This is a genomic window from Streptococcus sp. STC1396, from assembly GCF_058933875.1.
In genome coordinates, this window is sequence record NZ_JBZYCU010000012.1 from 26,472 (window position 1) to 43,077 (window position 16,606).

The 16,606-nt window shown below is 44.1% G+C and carries 17 protein-coding genes; 16 read left to right on the top strand and 1 reads right to left on the bottom strand.

Annotated elements, in window-relative coordinates:
- The 7 genes from AC5FEC_RS05520 to AC5FEC_RS05550 all read left to right on the top strand — a co-directional run bounded on the left by AC5FEC_RS05520 (window position 1) and on the right by AC5FEC_RS05550 (window position 8,722).
- Complete coding sequence (locus AC5FEC_RS05520) at window positions 1-534, top strand: DUF177 domain-containing protein (protein ID WP_493661558.1); 534 nt, start codon at window positions 1-3, stop codon at window positions 532-534.
- A gap of 213 nt (window positions 535-747) precedes the next feature.
- Window positions 748-2,211 (top strand): flotillin family protein, encoded by a 1,464-nt coding sequence (locus tag AC5FEC_RS05525; protein WP_037615296.1) that lies wholly within the window; start codon window positions 748-750, stop codon window positions 2,209-2,211.
- Between the two features lie 163 nt (window positions 2,212-2,374).
- Window positions 2,375-3,799, top strand: coding sequence for an NADP-dependent phosphogluconate dehydrogenase (gene gnd / locus AC5FEC_RS05530; RefSeq protein WP_148881666.1), 1,425 nt, complete (start codon window positions 2,375-2,377; stop codon window positions 3,797-3,799).
- Between the two features lie 9 nt (window positions 3,800-3,808).
- Entirely contained in the window at window positions 3,809-4,498 is a 690-nt protein-coding gene (locus AC5FEC_RS05535) for a response regulator transcription factor (RefSeq protein WP_493661559.1), read from the top strand.
- Between the two features lie 346 nt (window positions 4,499-4,844).
- The gene (locus tag AC5FEC_RS05540; protein ID WP_493661560.1) at window positions 4,845-7,034 is read left to right on the top strand and encodes a PTS transporter subunit IIBC; all 2,190 of its coding nucleotides are present in this window, start codon (window positions 4,845-4,847) and stop codon (window positions 7,032-7,034) included.
- Window positions 7,035-7,051: 17 nt separating this feature from the next.
- On the top strand, window positions 7,052-7,867 hold the full coding sequence (locus AC5FEC_RS05545) for an endonuclease/exonuclease/phosphatase family protein (RefSeq protein ID WP_493661561.1): 816 nt from the start codon (window positions 7,052-7,054) through the stop codon (window positions 7,865-7,867).
- 198 nt (window positions 7,868-8,065) lie between these two features.
- The gene (locus AC5FEC_RS05550) at window positions 8,066-8,722 is read left to right on the top strand and encodes a CBS domain-containing protein (protein WP_217472244.1); all 657 of its coding nucleotides are present in this window, start codon (window positions 8,066-8,068) and stop codon (window positions 8,720-8,722) included.
- A gap of 37 nt (window positions 8,723-8,759) precedes the next feature.
- Here AC5FEC_RS05550 and AC5FEC_RS05555 read toward each other — a convergent pair whose 3' ends face one another.
- Window positions 8,760-9,647, bottom strand: coding sequence for a YitT family protein (locus AC5FEC_RS05555; RefSeq protein ID WP_493661562.1), 888 nt, complete (start codon window positions 9,645-9,647; stop codon window positions 8,760-8,762).
- 182 nt (window positions 9,648-9,829) lie between these two features.
- Between AC5FEC_RS05555 and tmk the strand changes: the two genes are divergently transcribed.
- The 9 genes from tmk to nth all read left to right on the top strand — a co-directional run bounded on the left by tmk (window position 9,830) and on the right by nth (window position 16,598).
- Entirely contained in the window at window positions 9,830-10,468 is a 639-nt protein-coding gene (gene tmk / locus AC5FEC_RS05560) for a dTMP kinase (protein ID WP_304948910.1), read from the top strand.
- Entirely contained in the window at window positions 10,465-11,358 is an 894-nt protein-coding gene (locus tag AC5FEC_RS05565) for a DNA polymerase III subunit delta' (protein WP_234549879.1), read from the top strand. The genes tmk and AC5FEC_RS05565 overlap by 4 nt, the downstream gene beginning before the upstream one ends.
- 18 nt (window positions 11,359-11,376) lie before the next feature.
- A complete protein-coding gene (gene yabA / locus AC5FEC_RS05570) occupies window positions 11,377-11,694 on the top strand; it encodes a DNA replication initiation control protein YabA (RefSeq protein WP_037615318.1) in 318 nt (105 codons plus the stop codon).
- Window positions 11,695-11,696: 2 nt separating this feature from the next.
- The gene (gene rsmI / locus AC5FEC_RS05575) at window positions 11,697-12,563 is read left to right on the top strand and encodes a 16S rRNA (cytidine(1402)-2'-O)-methyltransferase (RefSeq protein WP_493661563.1); all 867 of its coding nucleotides are present in this window, start codon (window positions 11,697-11,699) and stop codon (window positions 12,561-12,563) included.
- Window positions 12,564-12,702: 139 nt separating this feature from the next.
- A complete protein-coding gene (gene serC / locus AC5FEC_RS05580) occupies window positions 12,703-13,794 on the top strand; it encodes a 3-phosphoserine/phosphohydroxythreonine transaminase (protein WP_493661564.1) in 1,092 nt (363 codons plus the stop codon).
- Between the two features lie 12 nt (window positions 13,795-13,806).
- Window positions 13,807-14,982 (top strand): 3-phosphoglycerate dehydrogenase family protein, encoded by a 1,176-nt coding sequence (locus AC5FEC_RS05585; protein ID WP_493661565.1) that lies wholly within the window; start codon window positions 13,807-13,809, stop codon window positions 14,980-14,982.
- Window positions 14,979-15,485 (top strand): methylated-DNA--[protein]-cysteine S-methyltransferase, encoded by a 507-nt coding sequence (locus AC5FEC_RS05590; RefSeq protein ID WP_493661566.1) that lies wholly within the window; start codon window positions 14,979-14,981, stop codon window positions 15,483-15,485. Before AC5FEC_RS05585 ends, AC5FEC_RS05590 begins: the two co-directional genes overlap by 4 nt.
- A 32-nt stretch (window positions 15,486-15,517) precedes the next feature.
- Entirely contained in the window at window positions 15,518-15,871 is a 354-nt protein-coding gene (locus AC5FEC_RS05595) for an arsenate reductase family protein (protein ID WP_493661567.1), read from the top strand.
- A gap of 97 nt (window positions 15,872-15,968) precedes the next feature.
- On the top strand, window positions 15,969-16,598 hold the full coding sequence (nth, locus tag AC5FEC_RS05600) for an endonuclease III (RefSeq protein WP_493661568.1): 630 nt from the start codon (window positions 15,969-15,971) through the stop codon (window positions 16,596-16,598).
- Window positions 16,599-16,606: the final 8 nt, after the last annotated feature.

Consider the following 16,606-nt stretch of genomic DNA (forward strand, 5'->3'; position numbering starts at 1 on the left):
ATGTTAAATATTCAAGAAATTCGGAAAAATCCCGATGGTCTGAAGTTTGAGCAGAATTTTGATTTGGCTCAGGAGTTACAAGAGCGTAACGCTGAGATTTTGGACGTAAAAAATGTTACGGCTAAAGGGAAAGCTCAGTATGAGGATGGACTTTACTTCCTTGATTATGAGCTGTCCTATACCATTACCCTAGCTTCCAGCCGCAGCATGGAGCCAGTTGACTTGCAGGAAGCCTATCTGGTCAATGAAATTTTTGCGGATGGTCAGCATGGAAGATCGCAGCAGGATTTGTTAGAGGAAGATCTGGTTTTACCTATTGAGGGAGATAGAATCGATCTGGCTGAGAGTGTGGCGGACAATATTCTGCTCAATATTCCGCTAAAAATCTTGACTCCAGAAGAAGAGGCAGGTAGTGAGATGCCAACAGGAAATGACTGGCAGGTCATGACAGAGGAAGAATATCAACAAAGCCAAAAAGAGAAAAAGGAAGCGAATAGTCCTTTTGCAGGGCTGCAGGGCTTATTTGACGAGTAGGCCAGTTAGGAGTCTGGTTTAACTTGCGCCTGTAAAAAGATGCAGGAGAGCTAGCACTTTGGCATAGCTGAAAACAGGCATGAAATTAGCTGTTTTTGTAGATTAAGAACGAACAGTAAATATTTTGAAATCCGTTACTTATTTGATATACTGATTAAAAATATATTAGAACGATATTATGATATATTGTTCTGAAAAAGGAAGGAAGTTTTTATGGATATATTATTTATCCCAGGGTGGTTGATTATTGCAATCATTGCTGCCATCGTGCTTATTGTTCTTTTGGCTAAGGGGTATGTCAATGCTAAGCCAAATGAAGTAGTCGTTATTACTGGTCTGCGTAAGCAGCGCCATTTGCGCGGTAAGGCTGGTTTCATGATTCCTTTTGTAGAGCAACGCTCTTATCTAGATATCGAGCAGTTTTCTACCGATGTTCGTACTTCTGAGTCTGTACCGACACTTGACTTTATCAATGTTCGTGCGGATGCTGCTGTTAAGCTGAAGATTGGTACTACGGATGAAATGGTCGAGCGGGCAGCTGAGAACTTCCTCAACTGGAATACAGAGGATATTTCAAATTCTGTCCAAGATGTCCTAGAAGGAAATCTTCGTGAGGTAATCGGTCAGATGGAACTGCGCAAGATGGTCAATGACCGTCAGGAATTTGCCTCTAAAGTGCAGGATAACGTAGCGCCAGATTTGGCTAAGATGGGTCTGGAAGTCATTGCCTTTACCGTTCAGTCTTTCTCTGACGAAGGTGGTGTGATTGATAATCTCGGTATCGAGAATGTCGAAACGATCAAGAAAGACGCCCTGATTGCCAAGGCTAAGGCCGAACGTGAGCGCAAGGAAGTTGAGGCTGAGCAGGATAAGTTGGCTAACGACAAGCGCGTGGCTGCTGACTTAGAAATTGCTCAAAAGCAAAATGAACTGAAACTCAAGCAAGCTGCTCTTAAACAAGAAGCAGACATTGCTCAGGCTAAGGCTGATGCGGCTCAAGGTATCGAAGCAGAAATTCAACGTCGTGAGCAGGAACGTGTGGCTGCCGAAGCCAACATCATGAAGCAAGAAAAAGAAGCGGAAGTCAAGGAGCGGGAAGTTAAGGTTCGTGAGCAGGAATTGGATGCCAATATCCGCAAGCAAGCCGAAGCTGAAAAATATGCCCGTCAACAGGCTGCGGAAGCTCAATTGATTGAGCGTCAGCGTCAGGCGGAAGCTGAACTCTTTGAAACGCAGAAAGAAGCAGAAGCTCGCAAGGCTCAAGCCGAGGCTGAGAAATATGCTCAGTTGCAGGAAGCAGAAGCTATTGAAGCCAAAGGACGTGCCGAGGCGGAAGCCATTCGCCTTAAGCTAGAAGCGGAAGCACAAGGTTTGGACAAAAAAGCAGAAGCTATGAAGAAGATGCAGGAAGCTGCGATTACGGAAATGATTGTCGATAAACTGCCAGAAATTGCTCGTGCTGTAGCAGAGCCATTGACCAAGGTAGACAAGATTACCATGTATGGGGATGGCAATGCTTCTAAGATGGTCGGCGACATCATGCAGAGTATTGATCAAGTTTCTCAAGGGGCAGGCTTTGATATTCGCCAACTCCTAGCAGGAGCACTTGGCGTCAATATGACTGTCAACAAACTTAAACAAGATGAACAACCGGTCATTGAGATCGAAGATAAATAAATCAGAATCTTACTAAAATAAAGCAAACAGCTGGAAGTTGGAACTTCTGGCTGTTTGCGTATCCTTCCCCAGAAAAACATTTCTATCAGCTAAATACTTTTCATTACCTTGTAAAAATGTTAAAATATAACAAATTAAACAACTAAGTCAAGAGGAGTAGAAAATGACTAAAGCAAACTTTGGTGTTGTTGGTATGGCTGTGATGGGGCGTAACCTCGCTCTCAATATCGAATCCCGCGGCTATACTGTTGCGATTTATAACCGTTCAGCAAATAAAACGGAAGATGTAATCGCTTGTCATCCTGAGAAGAATTTCGTCCCTAGCTATGATGTGGAGTCTTTCGTTCAATCTATCGAAAAACCACGCCGTATCATGCTGATGGTTCAAGCAGGGCCTGGTACAGATGCGACGATTCAGGCTTTGTTGCCTCACTTGGACAAGGGCGATATCCTGATTGACGGTGGGAACACTTTCTACAAAGACACGATTCGCCGGAATGAAGAGTTGGCCAACTCTGGCATCAATTTCATTGGTACAGGCGTTTCTGGTGGTGAAAAAGGAGCCTTAGAAGGTCCATCTATCATGCCGGGCGGTCAGAAAGAAGCTTATGAATTAGTCGCAGATGTTCTAGAAGAAATCTCAGCTAAGGCACCTGAAGACGGTGCACCATGTGTGACCTATATCGGTCCTGACGGTGCAGGTCACTATGTGAAAATGGTCCATAACGGGATTGAATACGGAGATATGCAGCTTATCGCAGAAAGTTATGACCTCATGCAGCACTTGTTGGGGCTATCTGCAGCTGAAATGGCGGATATTTTCACTGACTGGAACCAAGGCGAGCTAGATAGCTACCTGATTGAGATTACAGCAGATATCTTGACACGCAAGGACGATGAAGGCCAAGACGGCCCAATCGTTGACTACATCCTTGATGCTGCAGGAAACAAAGGAACTGGTAAATGGACCAGTCAGTCTTCTTTGGATTTGGGTGTGCCACTGCCATTGATTACAGAATCTGTTTTTGCCCGCTATATCTCTACCTACAAAGATGAGCGCGTGGCCGCTAGCAAGGTATTGCCAAAACCTGCAGCCTTTAGCTACGATGGTGACAAGGCTGAGTTGATTGAGAAAATCCGTCAGGCTCTGTACTTCTCAAAAATCATGTCTTATGCCCAAGGGTTTGCCCAATTGCGTGTAGCATCTAAAGAAAACAACTGGGATCTGCCGTTTGGTGAAATTGCTTCTATCTGGCGTGCTGGTTGTATCATCCGTGCTCGTTTCCTGCAAAAGATTACAGATGCTTACAAGCGCGATGCAGACTTGGCTAACTTGCTCTTGGACGAATACTTCATGGACATTACAGCTAAATATCAACAAGCTGTCCGTGATGTGGTTAGCTTAGCAGTACAAGCAGGCGTACCGGTACCAACCTTCTCTAGCGCTATCGCTTACTTTGACAGTTACCGAGCAGAAAATCTGCCTGCTAACCTGATTCAGGCTCAGCGCGACTACTTTGGTGCTCATACATATAACCGCAAAGACAAAGAAGGAACTTACCACTATTCTTGGTATGATGAAAAATAGGACAGGCCTATGGCAAAGCGAATTTTATTGGTAGAAAATGAAAAGAATCTTGCACGATTTGTGACTTTGGAACTGCAAAAGGAAAGTTTTCTTGTAGACATGGCTGAAACGGGTAAAGAAGGCCTAGCTTTAGTTAGAGAAGCAGATTATGATCTGCTCTTGCTCAACTATGCTCTTCAGGATATGACTGCCAGTGATTTTGCCGAACAGCTGAGCTTAATCAAGCCAGCTTCTGTTATCATTGTCCTTGCCAGTCGTGAAGAAATCAAAGAGCATGCAGATGAGATTCAGCGCTTTGCTGTGTCCTATACCATAAAACCCTTTATTATCAATGATTTGGTTGAAAGGGTATCAGGGATTTTTCGAGGTCGGGACTTTATTGACCAGCATTGTAGCAAGCTGAAAACACCGACTGCTTACCGCAATCTACGAGTTGATTTGAAAAATCATATCGTCTATCGTGGAGAGGAAGTGATTGCCTTAACACGACGGGAATATGATCTACTAGTGACGCTGATGAGCAACCAAAAGGTCATGAGCCGAGAGCAACTTTTGGAACGTGTCTGGAAGTATGAAGGTGCTACTGAAACAAATGTCGTTGATGTCTATATTCGTTATCTGCGCAGCAAAATTGATATTCCTGAGCAAGCCAGCTACATAAAAACCGTTCGAGGTGTAGGCTATGCCATGCAGGAATAACTGAAGATGCTTATTTTTAATAGTAATTAAACTGCACTCCCAAATCTAGATTTTTAGTGTCTGATTTTTGGGAGTGTTGTTTGTGTTTATAAGGAAGTTTTCGCTATGGAAGGAAAAATTCAATATAATAAATTCAGAGATAATCACCGAACTTCAATGCAATCGTTTTCTCTAAGAATAGCTAGCTTTTATCTGCTTTTTCTTCTAAAATCTAAATTTTTTGCAAAAAATTGACAAATATTTTTTATAAAAGCCTTTACAAAATTTAAAAAAATGATATAATAGTATTGTTGAATGCAAACGATTTCACGAAGGAATGGTTTGTGAAAAATATAAGGAGGTCTGGATGATGAAAGATTCATTCAAAAGCATTTTTAGCTTTGAATTTTGGCAAAAATTCGGTAAAGCTTTGATGGTGGTTGTTGCGGTTATGCCCGCAGCAGGTTTGATGATCAGTATTGGTAAGTCAATTCCGATGATCAATCCTGAACTAGGTTTTCTAGTGACTACTGGTGGCGTTTTAGAACAAATTGGTTGGGGGGTTATCGGTAACCTGCATATCCTCTTTGCTCTTGCTATTGGAGGTAGCTGGGCGAAAGATCGTGCTGGTGGTGCCTTTGCGGCAGGTCTATCCTTCATTTTGATTAACCGTATCACTGGGGTTATGTTTGGTGTATCAGGTGATATGCTGAAAGATCCAGAAGCAATGGTTAGCACTTTGTTGGGAGGAAGCATTAAGGTTTCTGACTACTTTATCAGTGTCCTTGAGTCTCCTGCTTTGAACATGGGGGTTTTCGTCGGAATCATCGCTGGTTTTGTTGGAGCAACAGCTTACAACAAATACTACAACTTCCGTAAATTGCCAGATGCTTTGTCATTCTTCAATGGTAAGCGTTTTGTACCGTTCGTTGTTATTTTGCGCTCAGCAATCGTAGCAATTGTTTTGTCATTTGTATGGCCAGTTGTTCAAACAGGTATCAACAACTTTGGTATTTGGATTGCGAATTCACAAGACACAGCTCCAATCTTGGCACCGTTCTTGTACGGTACTTTGGAACGTCTCTTGCTTCCATTTGGTTTGCACCACATGTTGACGATCCCAATGAACTACACACAGCTTGGGGGAACTTATGAAGTATTGACTGGTGCTGCTAAAGGAACTCAAGTATTTGGACAAGATCCACTTTGGTTGGCTTGGGTAAATGACTTGGTTGGTACAAAAACAGCTAATCCGTCTACTTATCAGCACTTACTTGATACTGTTCACCCAGCTCGCTTCAAAGTTGGACAGATGATTGGTTCATTTGGTATCCTTATGGGGGTAGTAGCAGCTATTTACCGCAATGTTGATGCTGATAAGAAACACCAATACAAAGGGATGATGATTGCTACTGCTTTGGCAACCTTCTTGACAGGTGTTACTGAGCCAATCGAGTACATGTTCATGTTCGTGGCAACTCCACTTTACTTGATTTACTCATTTGTACAAGGTGCTGCCTTTGCTATGGCTGACATTGTAAACCTTCGTGTACACTCATTCGGTTCTATCGAATTCTTGACTCGTACTCCAATGGCGATCAACGCTGGCTTGGGTATGGATATTATTAACTTTATTTGGGTAAGTGTCCTCTTTGCTGTAATTATGTACTTCATCGCTAACTTCATGATCAAGAAGTTCAACTACGCAACTCCAGGACGTAATGGTAACTATGAAACAGCTGAAGGTTCAGACGCTGGTTCTTCAGCTCAAGGCGGTGAAAAAGTAGCAGCATCTTCTCAAGTAGTGAATATCATTAACTTGCTGGGTGGTCGTGCTAATATCGTTGATGTAGACGCATGTATGACTCGTCTGCGTGTGACTGTCAAAGATGCAGAAAAAGTCGGAACAGAAGAACAGTGGAAAGCTGAAGGCGCTATGGGCTTGGTTATGAAAGGTCAAGGCGTTCAAGCAATCTACGGACCAAAAGCTGACGTTCTTAAATCTGATATTCAAGACTTGTTGGATTCAGGAGAAGTGATTCCTGAAACTTTGCCAAGCCAAAAAGCTGAGTCTGCAGCTGCAACAGTTAGCTACAAAGGTGTGACAGAAGCAATCGAAACCGTTGCTGATGGTGAAGTCATTAAGTTGGAAGATGTGAAAGATCCAGTCTTCTCACAAAAAATGATGGGTGACGGATTTGCGGTTGAACCAGCAAATGGCAAAATCTACTCTCCAGTAGCTGGTAAAGTGACAAGCGTCTTCCCTACAAAACATGCTCTTGGTCTCTTGACTGAAGCTGGTCTCGAAGTGCTTGTTCATATCGGTCTTGACACTGTTAGCCTTGAAGGTAAACCATTTGAAGTACATGTAGCAGAAGGACAAACAGTTGCTGCAGGTGATCTTTTGGTAACAGCAGATTTGGCAGCTATTAAAGAAGCAGGTCGTGAAACAACAACTGTTGTTGTCTTCACAAATGCTCCAGCAATCAAATCAGTAACAGTTGAAAAATTCGGCAAAGTCGCTGCTAAGACAGTTGTGGCTAAAGTAGAATTGTAAGATAGAAAAGAGAAATCATGGCAAAATTCCTGACTTTAAATACTCATAGTTGGATGGAAGAAGAGCAAGAAAGCAAGCTAAATCAGCTAGCTGAGCGGATTCTCCAAGAAAAATATGATGTCATTTGCCTGCAGGAAGTCAATCAATTAGTGGAGTCTGAACAGGTTGTTCAGGCTCCCTTCTATTATGCGGTAGATGGCGCCATTCCGATTCACCAGGACCACTATGCCCTGCGTCTGGTTGAGAAACTAGCTGAGGCAGGTCTGGACTATTTCTGGTCTTGGGCTTATAATCATATTGGGTTTGATATTTACAATGAAGGGGTCGCAATTCTGTCAAGAAAGCCCTTAACGGCAAGAGAGCTCTTGGTGTCTGATGTCAATGATCCAACTGACTATCATACGCGCAAAGTCTTGCTGGCAGAAACGGAGCTTGAAGGACAGTTCATCACGGTTGCTTCCTGTCACTTATCTTGGTGGGATAAAGGCTTCCAAGGAGAATGGGCTAAGTTTGAATCAGAGCTTTTGCAGGTTCAGACTCCGCTGGTTCTCATGGGAGATTTTAACAATCCTGTCGGTTATGAAGGCTATCAGCACATTCTAAAAAGTCCGCTTGCTTTGCAAGATAGTCATGCAGTTGCTAACACAGTCGTTGGTAAAGCAACAGTTGAAGGTGATATTGCTGGCTGGGCAGGAAACAAAGATGCTCTAAAAATTGATTATATTTTTACAAGTAAAGATTTTAACATTGAGAAATCAGCTGTTGTCTTTGATGGCCAGCGTGGACCAGTCGTTAGTGATCACTTTGGCTTGGAAGCTGACATAGAGTTTTAAGTAAGAAAAAGGCAGTTCGCACCATGAAAAGAACTGTCTTTTTTTGATAGGAACTTGTGTTTATCTTCAACTAATTTCTTGAATGATTTTTCTAAATTTTGAAAATTTAAGTAAGGATATTGAAAGCGTTTGAAATCATTGAGAAAATACAGTATAATAAAATCAAAATAAGATAAGAAAATGCTGAGGAGGCTTCTCATGGCAGTAAAAGATTTTATGACACGCAAGGTCGTATACATTAGTCCAGACACAACGATTGCGCATGCAGCGGATATTATGCGCGACCAAAAACTGCACCGTCTGCCCGTTATTGAAAATGACAAGCTGGTAGGTCTTGTGACAGAAGGAACGATTGCAGAAGCAAGTCCATCGAAGGCGACAAGCTTATCCATCTATGAAATGAATTATCTTCTAAATAAAACTAAGGTAAAAGATGTGATGATTCACGATGTAGTTACTGTTTCCAAATATGCCAGTCTGGAAGATGCGACCTATTTGATGCTGAAAAATAAAATTGGGATTTTACCGGTTGTTGACAATGAACAAGTCTACGGGGTTATTACAGATCGTGATATTTTCAAGGCCTTCCTTGAGGTTTCTGGCTACGGAGAAGAGGGTGTCCGCATGCGTTTTGTCACAGAAGACAAGGTCGGTGTGCTGGCTAAAATCGTCACATTGATTGTCGAAGAAAATCTGAATATTTCTAATACAGTCAATATCCCAAGAAAAGATGGGAAAATTGTGATTGAAGTACAGATTGATGGAAACGTTGATATGACTGCTTTAAAAGCTAAGTTTGAAGAGCACGGAATTGAAGTGGCAGAAATTACTCGCACTAGTGCTAAAGTTTTGTAAGGACAAAAGAAAAAACCTCAATATAGAGGTTTTTTCGTTATCGTACGATAGGTTGCTTGTTAGCATCTAGGGTAAAGCCTTCTCCTAATATTTCATGGGCTTCACTGATGGTCGTGAAGGCAAATGGATCTACGCTATTGATGATTTTCTTCATCTGCTGCATTTCATTACGAGAGACGACACAGTAAACGATTTGTAGATCCTGCTGGCTATAAAAACCTTGTCCCTTCAGATAAGTTACCCCGCGATTCAGCTTTTCATTGATAGCTTCGGCTAGCTCGGTTGGCTTGCTGGTAACGATGAGGAAGCCTTTACCCGCAAAGCCGCCTTCTGCAATCAGGTCAATGACGCGGGAGGTGATGAAGACAAACATCAGGGTATAAGACACCATGCGCAGATCTTTGAAGACCAGAAGAACCAAGGAAATCACCACAAAGTCAACCGTCAGCATGAGTCGGCCCATGGAAATGCTGGTATATTTATTGAAGATGCGGGCTACAATATCGGTGCCACCAGTGGTTCCACCTGCATTGAAGATAGTGCCCAGCCCAATTCCCATCACAATCCCTGTTCCCAAGCAGGCCAGCAAGACATCGCCATCCAGAGCTGAAAAGAAGTACTCTTGTAGATGCTTGGAGGCTGGTAGGATTTCAAAAATCTTGAGCCAAGCGGACACAGAAAAAGTACCTAGAATGCTGAGATAGAGAGTTCGAGAACCTAGTAGCTTCCAGGCAATAATAAAGAGCGGAATATTGATAATCAGATTGGTGGTCGAGACAGGTATTTTAAACAGATAGTAGGTAATCAAGGTCAGACCCGTTGCGCCGCCCTCATATAAATGAAAAGGAATGACCAAATAATGAATCGCAAAAGAAAAAACTCCAGCCCCCAGAATGATGGCCAGTATATTTTTAAATTTAAACATCATATTCTCCTAAGAATTTTCTGATTCTATTTTATCAAAAGTTTTCATTTTATGAAAATAATATGAAATATTTTTCGAAAAATTCTTCTATGGGCTTTTGAGATAATTTTTGGTACAATAAAAGGTAGATTAAAATAAAAGATTCTGCCGTTAGTTAGCAGAAGATATGTAAAAGGGAAACGATGAAAAAAGGTATTTTTATATCGCTGGAAGGTCCGGAAGGTGCTGGGAAGACCAGTGTCTTAGAGGCATTGATTCCTCAGCTGAAAAAGATGGGGTGTCAGATAGTGACGACCAGAGAGCCTGGTGGTGTGGCCATTTCTGAAAAGATTCGCGAGGTGATCTTGGATAGGGGGCATACGGCCATGGATGCGAAAACGGAGTTGTTGCTTTATATTGCCAGCCGGCGCCAGCATCTGGCGGAGAAGGTTCTGCCTGCTTTGGAGCAAGGAACGTGGGTCCTGCAGGATCGTTTTATTGACAGCTCGGTAGCCTATCAGGGCTATGGACGGGGCTTGGCAGTTGACGAGGTGGAATGGCTCAATCGTTTTGCTACAGATGGACTCAAGCCGGATTTGACACTTTATTTCGATATTGATGTCAAGGAGGGTCTAGCACGCATTGCTAGAAATAAGGATCGCGAAGTCAATCGTTTGGACCTAGAAGGTCTGGATCTGCATGAGCGCGTGCGTCAAGGCTATCTTACTATTTTAGAAAAGGAACCAGAACGTGTCATTAAGATAGATGCCAGTCAGCCACTGGATCAGGTGGTGGCTGATAGTCTGGAGGCTATCAGAGAACGTTTTGCAGAGGAGAAATGACAGTAGAAGATTTACGTCAGGCCCAGCCCAAGCTTACAGAGATTTTTCAGCATATTTTGGAAACTGGACGACTCAACCATGCCTATTTGTTTTCGGGGAATTTTTCCAGCTTTGCGATGGCCCTGACCCTGTCCCAGAGCCTCTTTTGTGAGAATAGGCAGGGGGTCTGGCCTTGTGGTAGCTGTCGCTCCTGTCGGCTGATTGAAGCTGAGGATTTTTCGGATGTGACGGTTGTAAGACCGGTGAGTGGCATCATCAAAACGGAGCGAATTCGTGAGCTGGTGAGAAATTTTTCCCAGAGTGGAGTGGAAGGGAACAGGCAGGTCTTTATCATCTGCGATGCGGATAAAATGCACCTTAATGCCGCCAATTCCCTTCTCAAAGTGATTGAAGAACCCCAGAGTGAGATTTACATTTTTCTCCTGACAGCGGATGAGCATCTGATCCTGCCTACCATCAAGAGTCGAACTCAGATTTTTCACTTTCGGAAGAATCAGGCTGCCCTCCAGCACCAGCTGGAAGAGGCTGGCTTAATCAAAAGTCAGGCTGAACTCTTGGCTGCTTATAGCCAGACTCAGGAAGAAGCCGAGCAGCTTATCTCTAATAAGCTTTTCTTTGATTTAGTCAGTGAGAGTCAGCGCTTTGTCAAGGCTGTGCTGACCAATGAGAATCTGGCTTACCTACAGGTGGCTAAGCTGGCTAAATTGGCTGAGGACAAGGACAAGCAGGAGCAGATATTGAAAATATTGGAAGTTTTGCTTGCCAAGGAAATTGGAAGCGAGTCAGGTCGCAGCAAACTGGAAGACTTACTGCAAGCCAAAAAGATGTGGCGGGCTAATGTATCCTTCCAAAACGCTCTGGAATACATGGTTTTAAAAGATGGTGCTTAAGCAGGATAGGAGCAGACAATGAATAAAAAAGAATTATTTGATGCTTTGGATGATTTTTCTCAGACGCTTTTGTTGACTCTTGCTGAAGTGGAGGCAATTAAGAAGAATCTCAAGAGTGTTGTAGAAGAAAATATCGCCCTTCAACTAGAAAATGACAAGTTGAGAGATCGTCTCGGTGAAGTAGAGCAAGCGACACCAGTCAAGAGCAATAAAAATCGGGACAATCTCCGCAAACTTTATTACGATGGTTTTCATGTATGTACAGATTTTTATGGTCAGCGCCGAGAAAATGACGCGGAGTGCATGTTCTGCGACGAGTTGTTATTCAGGGAGTAGAAATGCAGATTCAAAAGAGTTTTAAGGGACAGTCGCTTTATGGTAAGCTGTACTTGGTAGCGACTCCCATTGGGAATATGGATGACATGAGCGTTCGCATGGTCAATACTCTCAAAGAAGTGGATGTCATTGCGGCCGAAGATACCAGAAATACCGGTCTTCTGCTCAAACATTTTGGGATTGAGACTCGACAGATCAGCTTTCATGAGCACAATGCTCAGGAAAAGATACCGGTCTTGCTGGACTGGCTCAAGTCAGGACAAAATTTGGCTCAGGTGTCGGATGCTGGCTTGCCAAGCATTTCGGATCCGGGTCATGATTTGGTTAAGGCGGCTATTGCTGAGGACATTGCTGTGGTAACGGTTCCTGGGCCAAGTGCAGGGATTTCAGCTCTGATTGCCAGTGGTTTAGCGCCCCAGCCTCATATTTTTTATGGTTTTCTGCCTCGCAAGGCTGGGCAGCAGAAGGAGTTTTTCCAGAGTAAAAAATCTTATCCAGAGACACAAATCTTTTACGAATCTCCCCACAGGGTCAAGGCTACGCTGGAAAATATGCTGGAAGTCTATGGCGACCGCCCGGTGGTCTTGGTTCGGGAGCTAACCAAAATATATGAAGAATATCAGAGGGGGACAATTTCTGAGTTGATAGATTATCTGGCGGAAAATCCCCTCAAGGGTGAGTGCCTCCTGATTGTGGCCGGTGCTAGTCTGGAGAAGGAAGATAAAGCGGATGCAGACCTCTTGGCTGAAATTGATAGCTTAGTCCAATCTGGCAGCAAGAAAAATCAGGCTATCAAGGAAGTGGCCAAAAAATACGGGCGCAATAAGAGTCAGCTCTATGCCCTTTATCATGAAGAAGACAGAAACTAGTCCTATCCGGCTAGTTTTTTTGCTAAAAATCCTCCTTTTGTTCGGAAATTCTCCTCAAGTAGGAATTTTTTTGGAAGAGTTATAGAAATTTTCTGAATATTGTGATATGATAAACAAAATAGATTTTTGGAGGTAGGATATGACCATTTACAATTTCTCTGCTGGACCAGCAGTATTGCCCAAGGAAGTCTTGAAAAAAGCTCAGGCTGAGTTTTTAGACTATGCCCAAAGTGGCATGAGTGTGATGGAGCTATCCCACCGATCCAAGGAGTTTGACGACATTATCAAAGAAGCGGAGAGCTTGCTGCGTGAGCTCATGGCTATTCCGGATAATTACCGCGTACTCTTCCTGCAGGGAGGGGCCTCTACTCAGTTTTCTATGATTCCGCTCAATCTCGCCAAGGGGGGGAAGGCTTACTACTTAGTGGCTGGTTCTTGGGGCAAGAAGGCCTACACAGAGGCTGTCAAGCTGGCTAAGACCCTGCCTTTTGAGCCCATTCTCTTGGCTTCATCTGAGGATTCGATTTATGCGGAAATTCCAGTTTTTGATCCAGCGGCCATCGATCCTAAAGCGGCTTACGTGCATCTGACAACCAATAATACTATCGAAGGAACGGCTATCTACGACCTGCCGGCGACCAATGGCGTGCCGATTGTGGCGGACATGTCTTCTAATATCCTAGCTGCTCAGTACCGAGTAGAGGATTTCGGGTTGATTTATGCTGGTGCTCAGAAGAATATCGGACCTGCTGGTGTAACGGTGGTCATCATTCGTGAAGATCTGCTCAATGATGAGCCCGTTCTGTCTAGTATGCTGGACTACCGCATTCAGGCGGACAATGGTTCTCTCTACAATACACCGCCGACTTTTGCCATCTATATTGCCAAGCTGGTCTTTGAATGGGTCAAGGAGCTGGGTGGCGTAGCAGAAATGGAAAAGCGCAATCGCGAAAAATCAGGTCTGCTATACGACTTCATTGAGCAGTCAGACTTTTATCGCAGTCCAGTCCGTTACAAGGAGCAACGCTCAGTAGCCAATATTCCTTTCGTATCTCCAAGTCCAGAGCTGGATGCCAAGTTTAACAAGGAGGCTGCTGCGGCAGGCTTCAAGAATATCAAGGGGCACCGCAGCGTGGGCGGCATGAGAGCCAGTCTTTACAATGCCTTTCCGCTCCAAGGTGTCAAGGATTTGATCGCCTTTATGCAGAAATTTGAAGAAGAAAATTCTTAAGAGAGGGAAACTATGGTCTTTAGTGTCAAAACTTTTAACAATATCAATCAAATCGGGCTCAAAGAGCTGGGCAACGCTTTTCAGATTGACGGAGACAAGTCTGACAATCCGGATGCTTATATCCTGCGCAGTCAAAACCTGCATGGACAGGATTTTCCAAGTAATCTAAAAGCTATTGCGCGGGCAGGTGCAGGAACCAATAATATTCCTGTTGACCAAGCAACAGCTCAGGGAATCGTAGTCTTCAACACGCCTGGAGCCAATGCTAACGCGGTGAAAGAAGCTGTCTTGGCTTCCGTCCTTTTGTCTGCTCGTGATTATATTGCAGCAAACAGCTGGGTCAATGGTCTCTCCGGAGACGATGTTCCTAAGCAAGTGGAGGCTGGCAAAAAGCAGTTTGCAGGTACCGAAATTGCCAATAAAACCTTGGGTGTCATTGGTCTGGGAGCTATTGGTGGGCGTATTGCCAATGATGCCTACCGTCTGGGAATGAATGTCCTAGGTTATGATCCTTATGTATCCATTGAAACGGCTTGGAATATCTCTAGCCATGTCAAACGGGTAGCAGATATTAAAGAAATCTTTGAAAAGAGCGACTACATCACCATTCATGTGCCCTTGACTGAGGATACTCGTGCGACCTTTAATCAAGCGGCTTTTGAAGTCATGCAAAAAGGCACCACAATTATCAACTTCGCACGGGGGGAGTTGGTGGACAATGCAGCCCTCTTTGATGCCTTAGAAGCTGGTGTAGTCAAGCGCTATATCACAGACTTCGGCGTGGAGGAATTGCTCAACCATCCTCAGATTACTGTCTTTCCGCATCTGGGCGGTTCGACCGAAGAAGCCGAGCTCAACTGTGCCATCATGGCTGGCAAGACTATTCGTCGCTTCATGAAAACGGGCGAGATTATCAACTCAGTGAATTTCCCTAATGTCCGTCAGGCGCTCTCAGCTCCTTACCGAATTACTTTGATTAATAAAAATGTACCGAATATTGTGGCTCGGATTTCAACAGCAGTCAGTGATTTGAATATCAATATTGATAATATCATCAACCGTTCTAAAGGCGATTATGCCTATACTCTGCTGGATCTGGATGAGTCGGACGAAAGCAAGATTCAGGAGTTGGTTGACAAGTTTGAGAATAGCGACAATATCGTGCGCGTGCGCTTGATTAAGAAATGATCTATTATAAAAAAATTTACAAAAGTCCCTTAGGGGATCTTTCCTTAGTTGCCGATGAGTCTGGACTTGTCGGCGCTTGGTTTTTAGGACAGAATTATTTTGAGCGAGGTTTGTCAGAAGTTCCTATTCTAGGGAACCATCCTTTTTTGGACTTGGCCAGTAACTTTTTGGATGCCTATTTTTCCGGTCAGCAGCCCGATCCAGCTGCCCTTCCCTTGTCTGCCCAAGGGACGGACTTTCAGCAGCGAGTATGGGCCTATCTCCAGACCATCCCCTATGGACAAACGGTGACTTATGGCCAGCTTGCTCGGGAGCTGAAGGTCAAATCTGCCCAAGCTGTGGGCGGGGCTGTGGGTCGTAATCCCTTGTCTATCCTAGTCCCCTGCCACCGAGTTTTGGGGAGTCAGGGGCAGTTGACAGGTTATGCGGGTGGTCTTGATAAGAAAATTTGGCTTTTGGAGCATGAAGGTGTCCAGCTTGACAGAAGCGCAAAAGTCCTCTAAGCTAGAAGAAGCAGAAAGAGGAGGAAAAATTTATGTTGCAATTTATCGAATATCCTAAATGTTCTACTTGCCGTAAGGCCAAGGCTGAGCTGACTCAGTTGGGACTGGACTTTGAAGCGGTGGATATTGTCAAGGAAACGCCCAGCCAGGAGGAGCTTTTGCAGTGGATGACCAATTCTGATTTGGAGATTAAGTCTTTCTTTAACACCAGTGGTATCAAGTACCGAGAACTGGGGCTCAAGGACAAGGTTCCTCAGTTTTCTGCGGAAGAGGCAGCAGCACTTTTGTCTACAGACGGCATGCTGATTAAGCGACCACTCTTGGTTCGAGACAACCAGATCTTGCAAATTGGCTACCGCAAGCAATATGCGGAATTGGGATTATAAAGAAAACCGAGGCGACTCGGTTTTTTGAGTTGTCTGGCTTGGGTCGCATCAGCTTTCATGATATACTGTTAGTATCCTAATCTTAGAAAGTAATAGTATGGTTTTATCAAAAAAACGGGCTCGCCATGTGATTGAGGAAATTATTGCTCTTTTCCCTGATGCTAAGCCCAGTCTAGATTTTCGTAATCATTTTGAACTCTTAGTAGCAGTCATGTTGTCGGCTCAGACGACGGATGCTGCGGTCAATAAGGCGACGCCAGCTCTGTTTGAGGCTTATCCGACCCCGCAGGATATGGCTGTGGCGGGTGAAGCAGACATTGCAAAACATATCTCCCACCTAGGGCTCTATCGCAACAAGGCCAAGTTTTTGAAGAAATGTGCCCAGCAGCTTTTGGATGATTTTGATGGCCGAGTGCCGCAAACGCGAGCTGAGTTGGAAAGTCTGGCAGGTGTCGGTCGCAAGACGGCTAATGTGGTCATGAGTGTTGGCTTTGGCATACCAGCCTTTGCTGTCGATACCCATGTGGAGCGCATCTGTAAGCACCATGATATTGTCAAAAAATCTGCAACGCCGTTGGATGTCGAAAAGCGAGTCATGGAGGTGCTTCCGCCCGAGCGCTGGCTGCCGGCTCATCAGGCCATGATTTACTTTGGACGGGCCATCTGCCATCCTAAAAATCCCGAGTGTGATCACTATCCGCAACTCTATAACTTTAAAGAGAGTTAAAAAGCGAG

What these genes read in the sequence shown, in the direction of transcription:
- AC5FEC_RS05520 (WP_493661558.1), top strand. Translation starts at nt 1, where the DNA reads ATGTTAAATATTCAAGAAATTCGGAAAAATCCCGATGGTCTGAAGTTT.
- AC5FEC_RS05525 (WP_037615296.1), top strand. Translation starts at nt 748, where the DNA reads ATGGATATATTATTTATCCCAGGGTGGTTGATTATTGCAATCATTGCT.
- gnd (WP_148881666.1), top strand. Translation starts at nt 2,375, where the DNA reads ATGACTAAAGCAAACTTTGGTGTTGTTGGTATGGCTGTGATGGGGCGT.
- AC5FEC_RS05535 (WP_493661559.1), top strand. Translation starts at nt 3,809, where the DNA reads ATGGCAAAGCGAATTTTATTGGTAGAAAATGAAAAGAATCTTGCACGA.
- AC5FEC_RS05540 (WP_493661560.1), top strand. Translation starts at nt 4,845, where the DNA reads ATGATGAAAGATTCATTCAAAAGCATTTTTAGCTTTGAATTTTGGCAA.
- AC5FEC_RS05545 (WP_493661561.1), top strand. Translation starts at nt 7,052, where the DNA reads ATGGCAAAATTCCTGACTTTAAATACTCATAGTTGGATGGAAGAAGAG.
- AC5FEC_RS05550 (WP_217472244.1), top strand. Translation starts at nt 8,066, where the DNA reads ATGGCAGTAAAAGATTTTATGACACGCAAGGTCGTATACATTAGTCCA.
- AC5FEC_RS05555 (WP_493661562.1), bottom strand. Translation starts at nt 9,647, where the DNA reads ATGTTTAAATTTAAAAATATACTGGCCATCATTCTGGGGGCTGGAGTT.
- tmk (WP_304948910.1), top strand. Translation starts at nt 9,830, where the DNA reads ATGAAAAAAGGTATTTTTATATCGCTGGAAGGTCCGGAAGGTGCTGGG.
- AC5FEC_RS05565 (WP_234549879.1), top strand. Translation starts at nt 10,465, where the DNA reads ATGACAGTAGAAGATTTACGTCAGGCCCAGCCCAAGCTTACAGAGATT.
- yabA (WP_037615318.1), top strand. Translation starts at nt 11,377, where the DNA reads ATGAATAAAAAAGAATTATTTGATGCTTTGGATGATTTTTCTCAGACG.
- rsmI (WP_493661563.1), top strand. Translation starts at nt 11,697, where the DNA reads ATGCAGATTCAAAAGAGTTTTAAGGGACAGTCGCTTTATGGTAAGCTG.
- serC (WP_493661564.1), top strand. Translation starts at nt 12,703, where the DNA reads ATGACCATTTACAATTTCTCTGCTGGACCAGCAGTATTGCCCAAGGAA.
- AC5FEC_RS05585 (WP_493661565.1), top strand. Translation starts at nt 13,807, where the DNA reads ATGGTCTTTAGTGTCAAAACTTTTAACAATATCAATCAAATCGGGCTC.
- AC5FEC_RS05590 (WP_493661566.1), top strand. Translation starts at nt 14,979, where the DNA reads ATGATCTATTATAAAAAAATTTACAAAAGTCCCTTAGGGGATCTTTCC.
- AC5FEC_RS05595 (WP_493661567.1), top strand. Translation starts at nt 15,518, where the DNA reads ATGTTGCAATTTATCGAATATCCTAAATGTTCTACTTGCCGTAAGGCC.
- nth (WP_493661568.1), top strand. Translation starts at nt 15,969, where the DNA reads ATGGTTTTATCAAAAAAACGGGCTCGCCATGTGATTGAGGAAATTATT.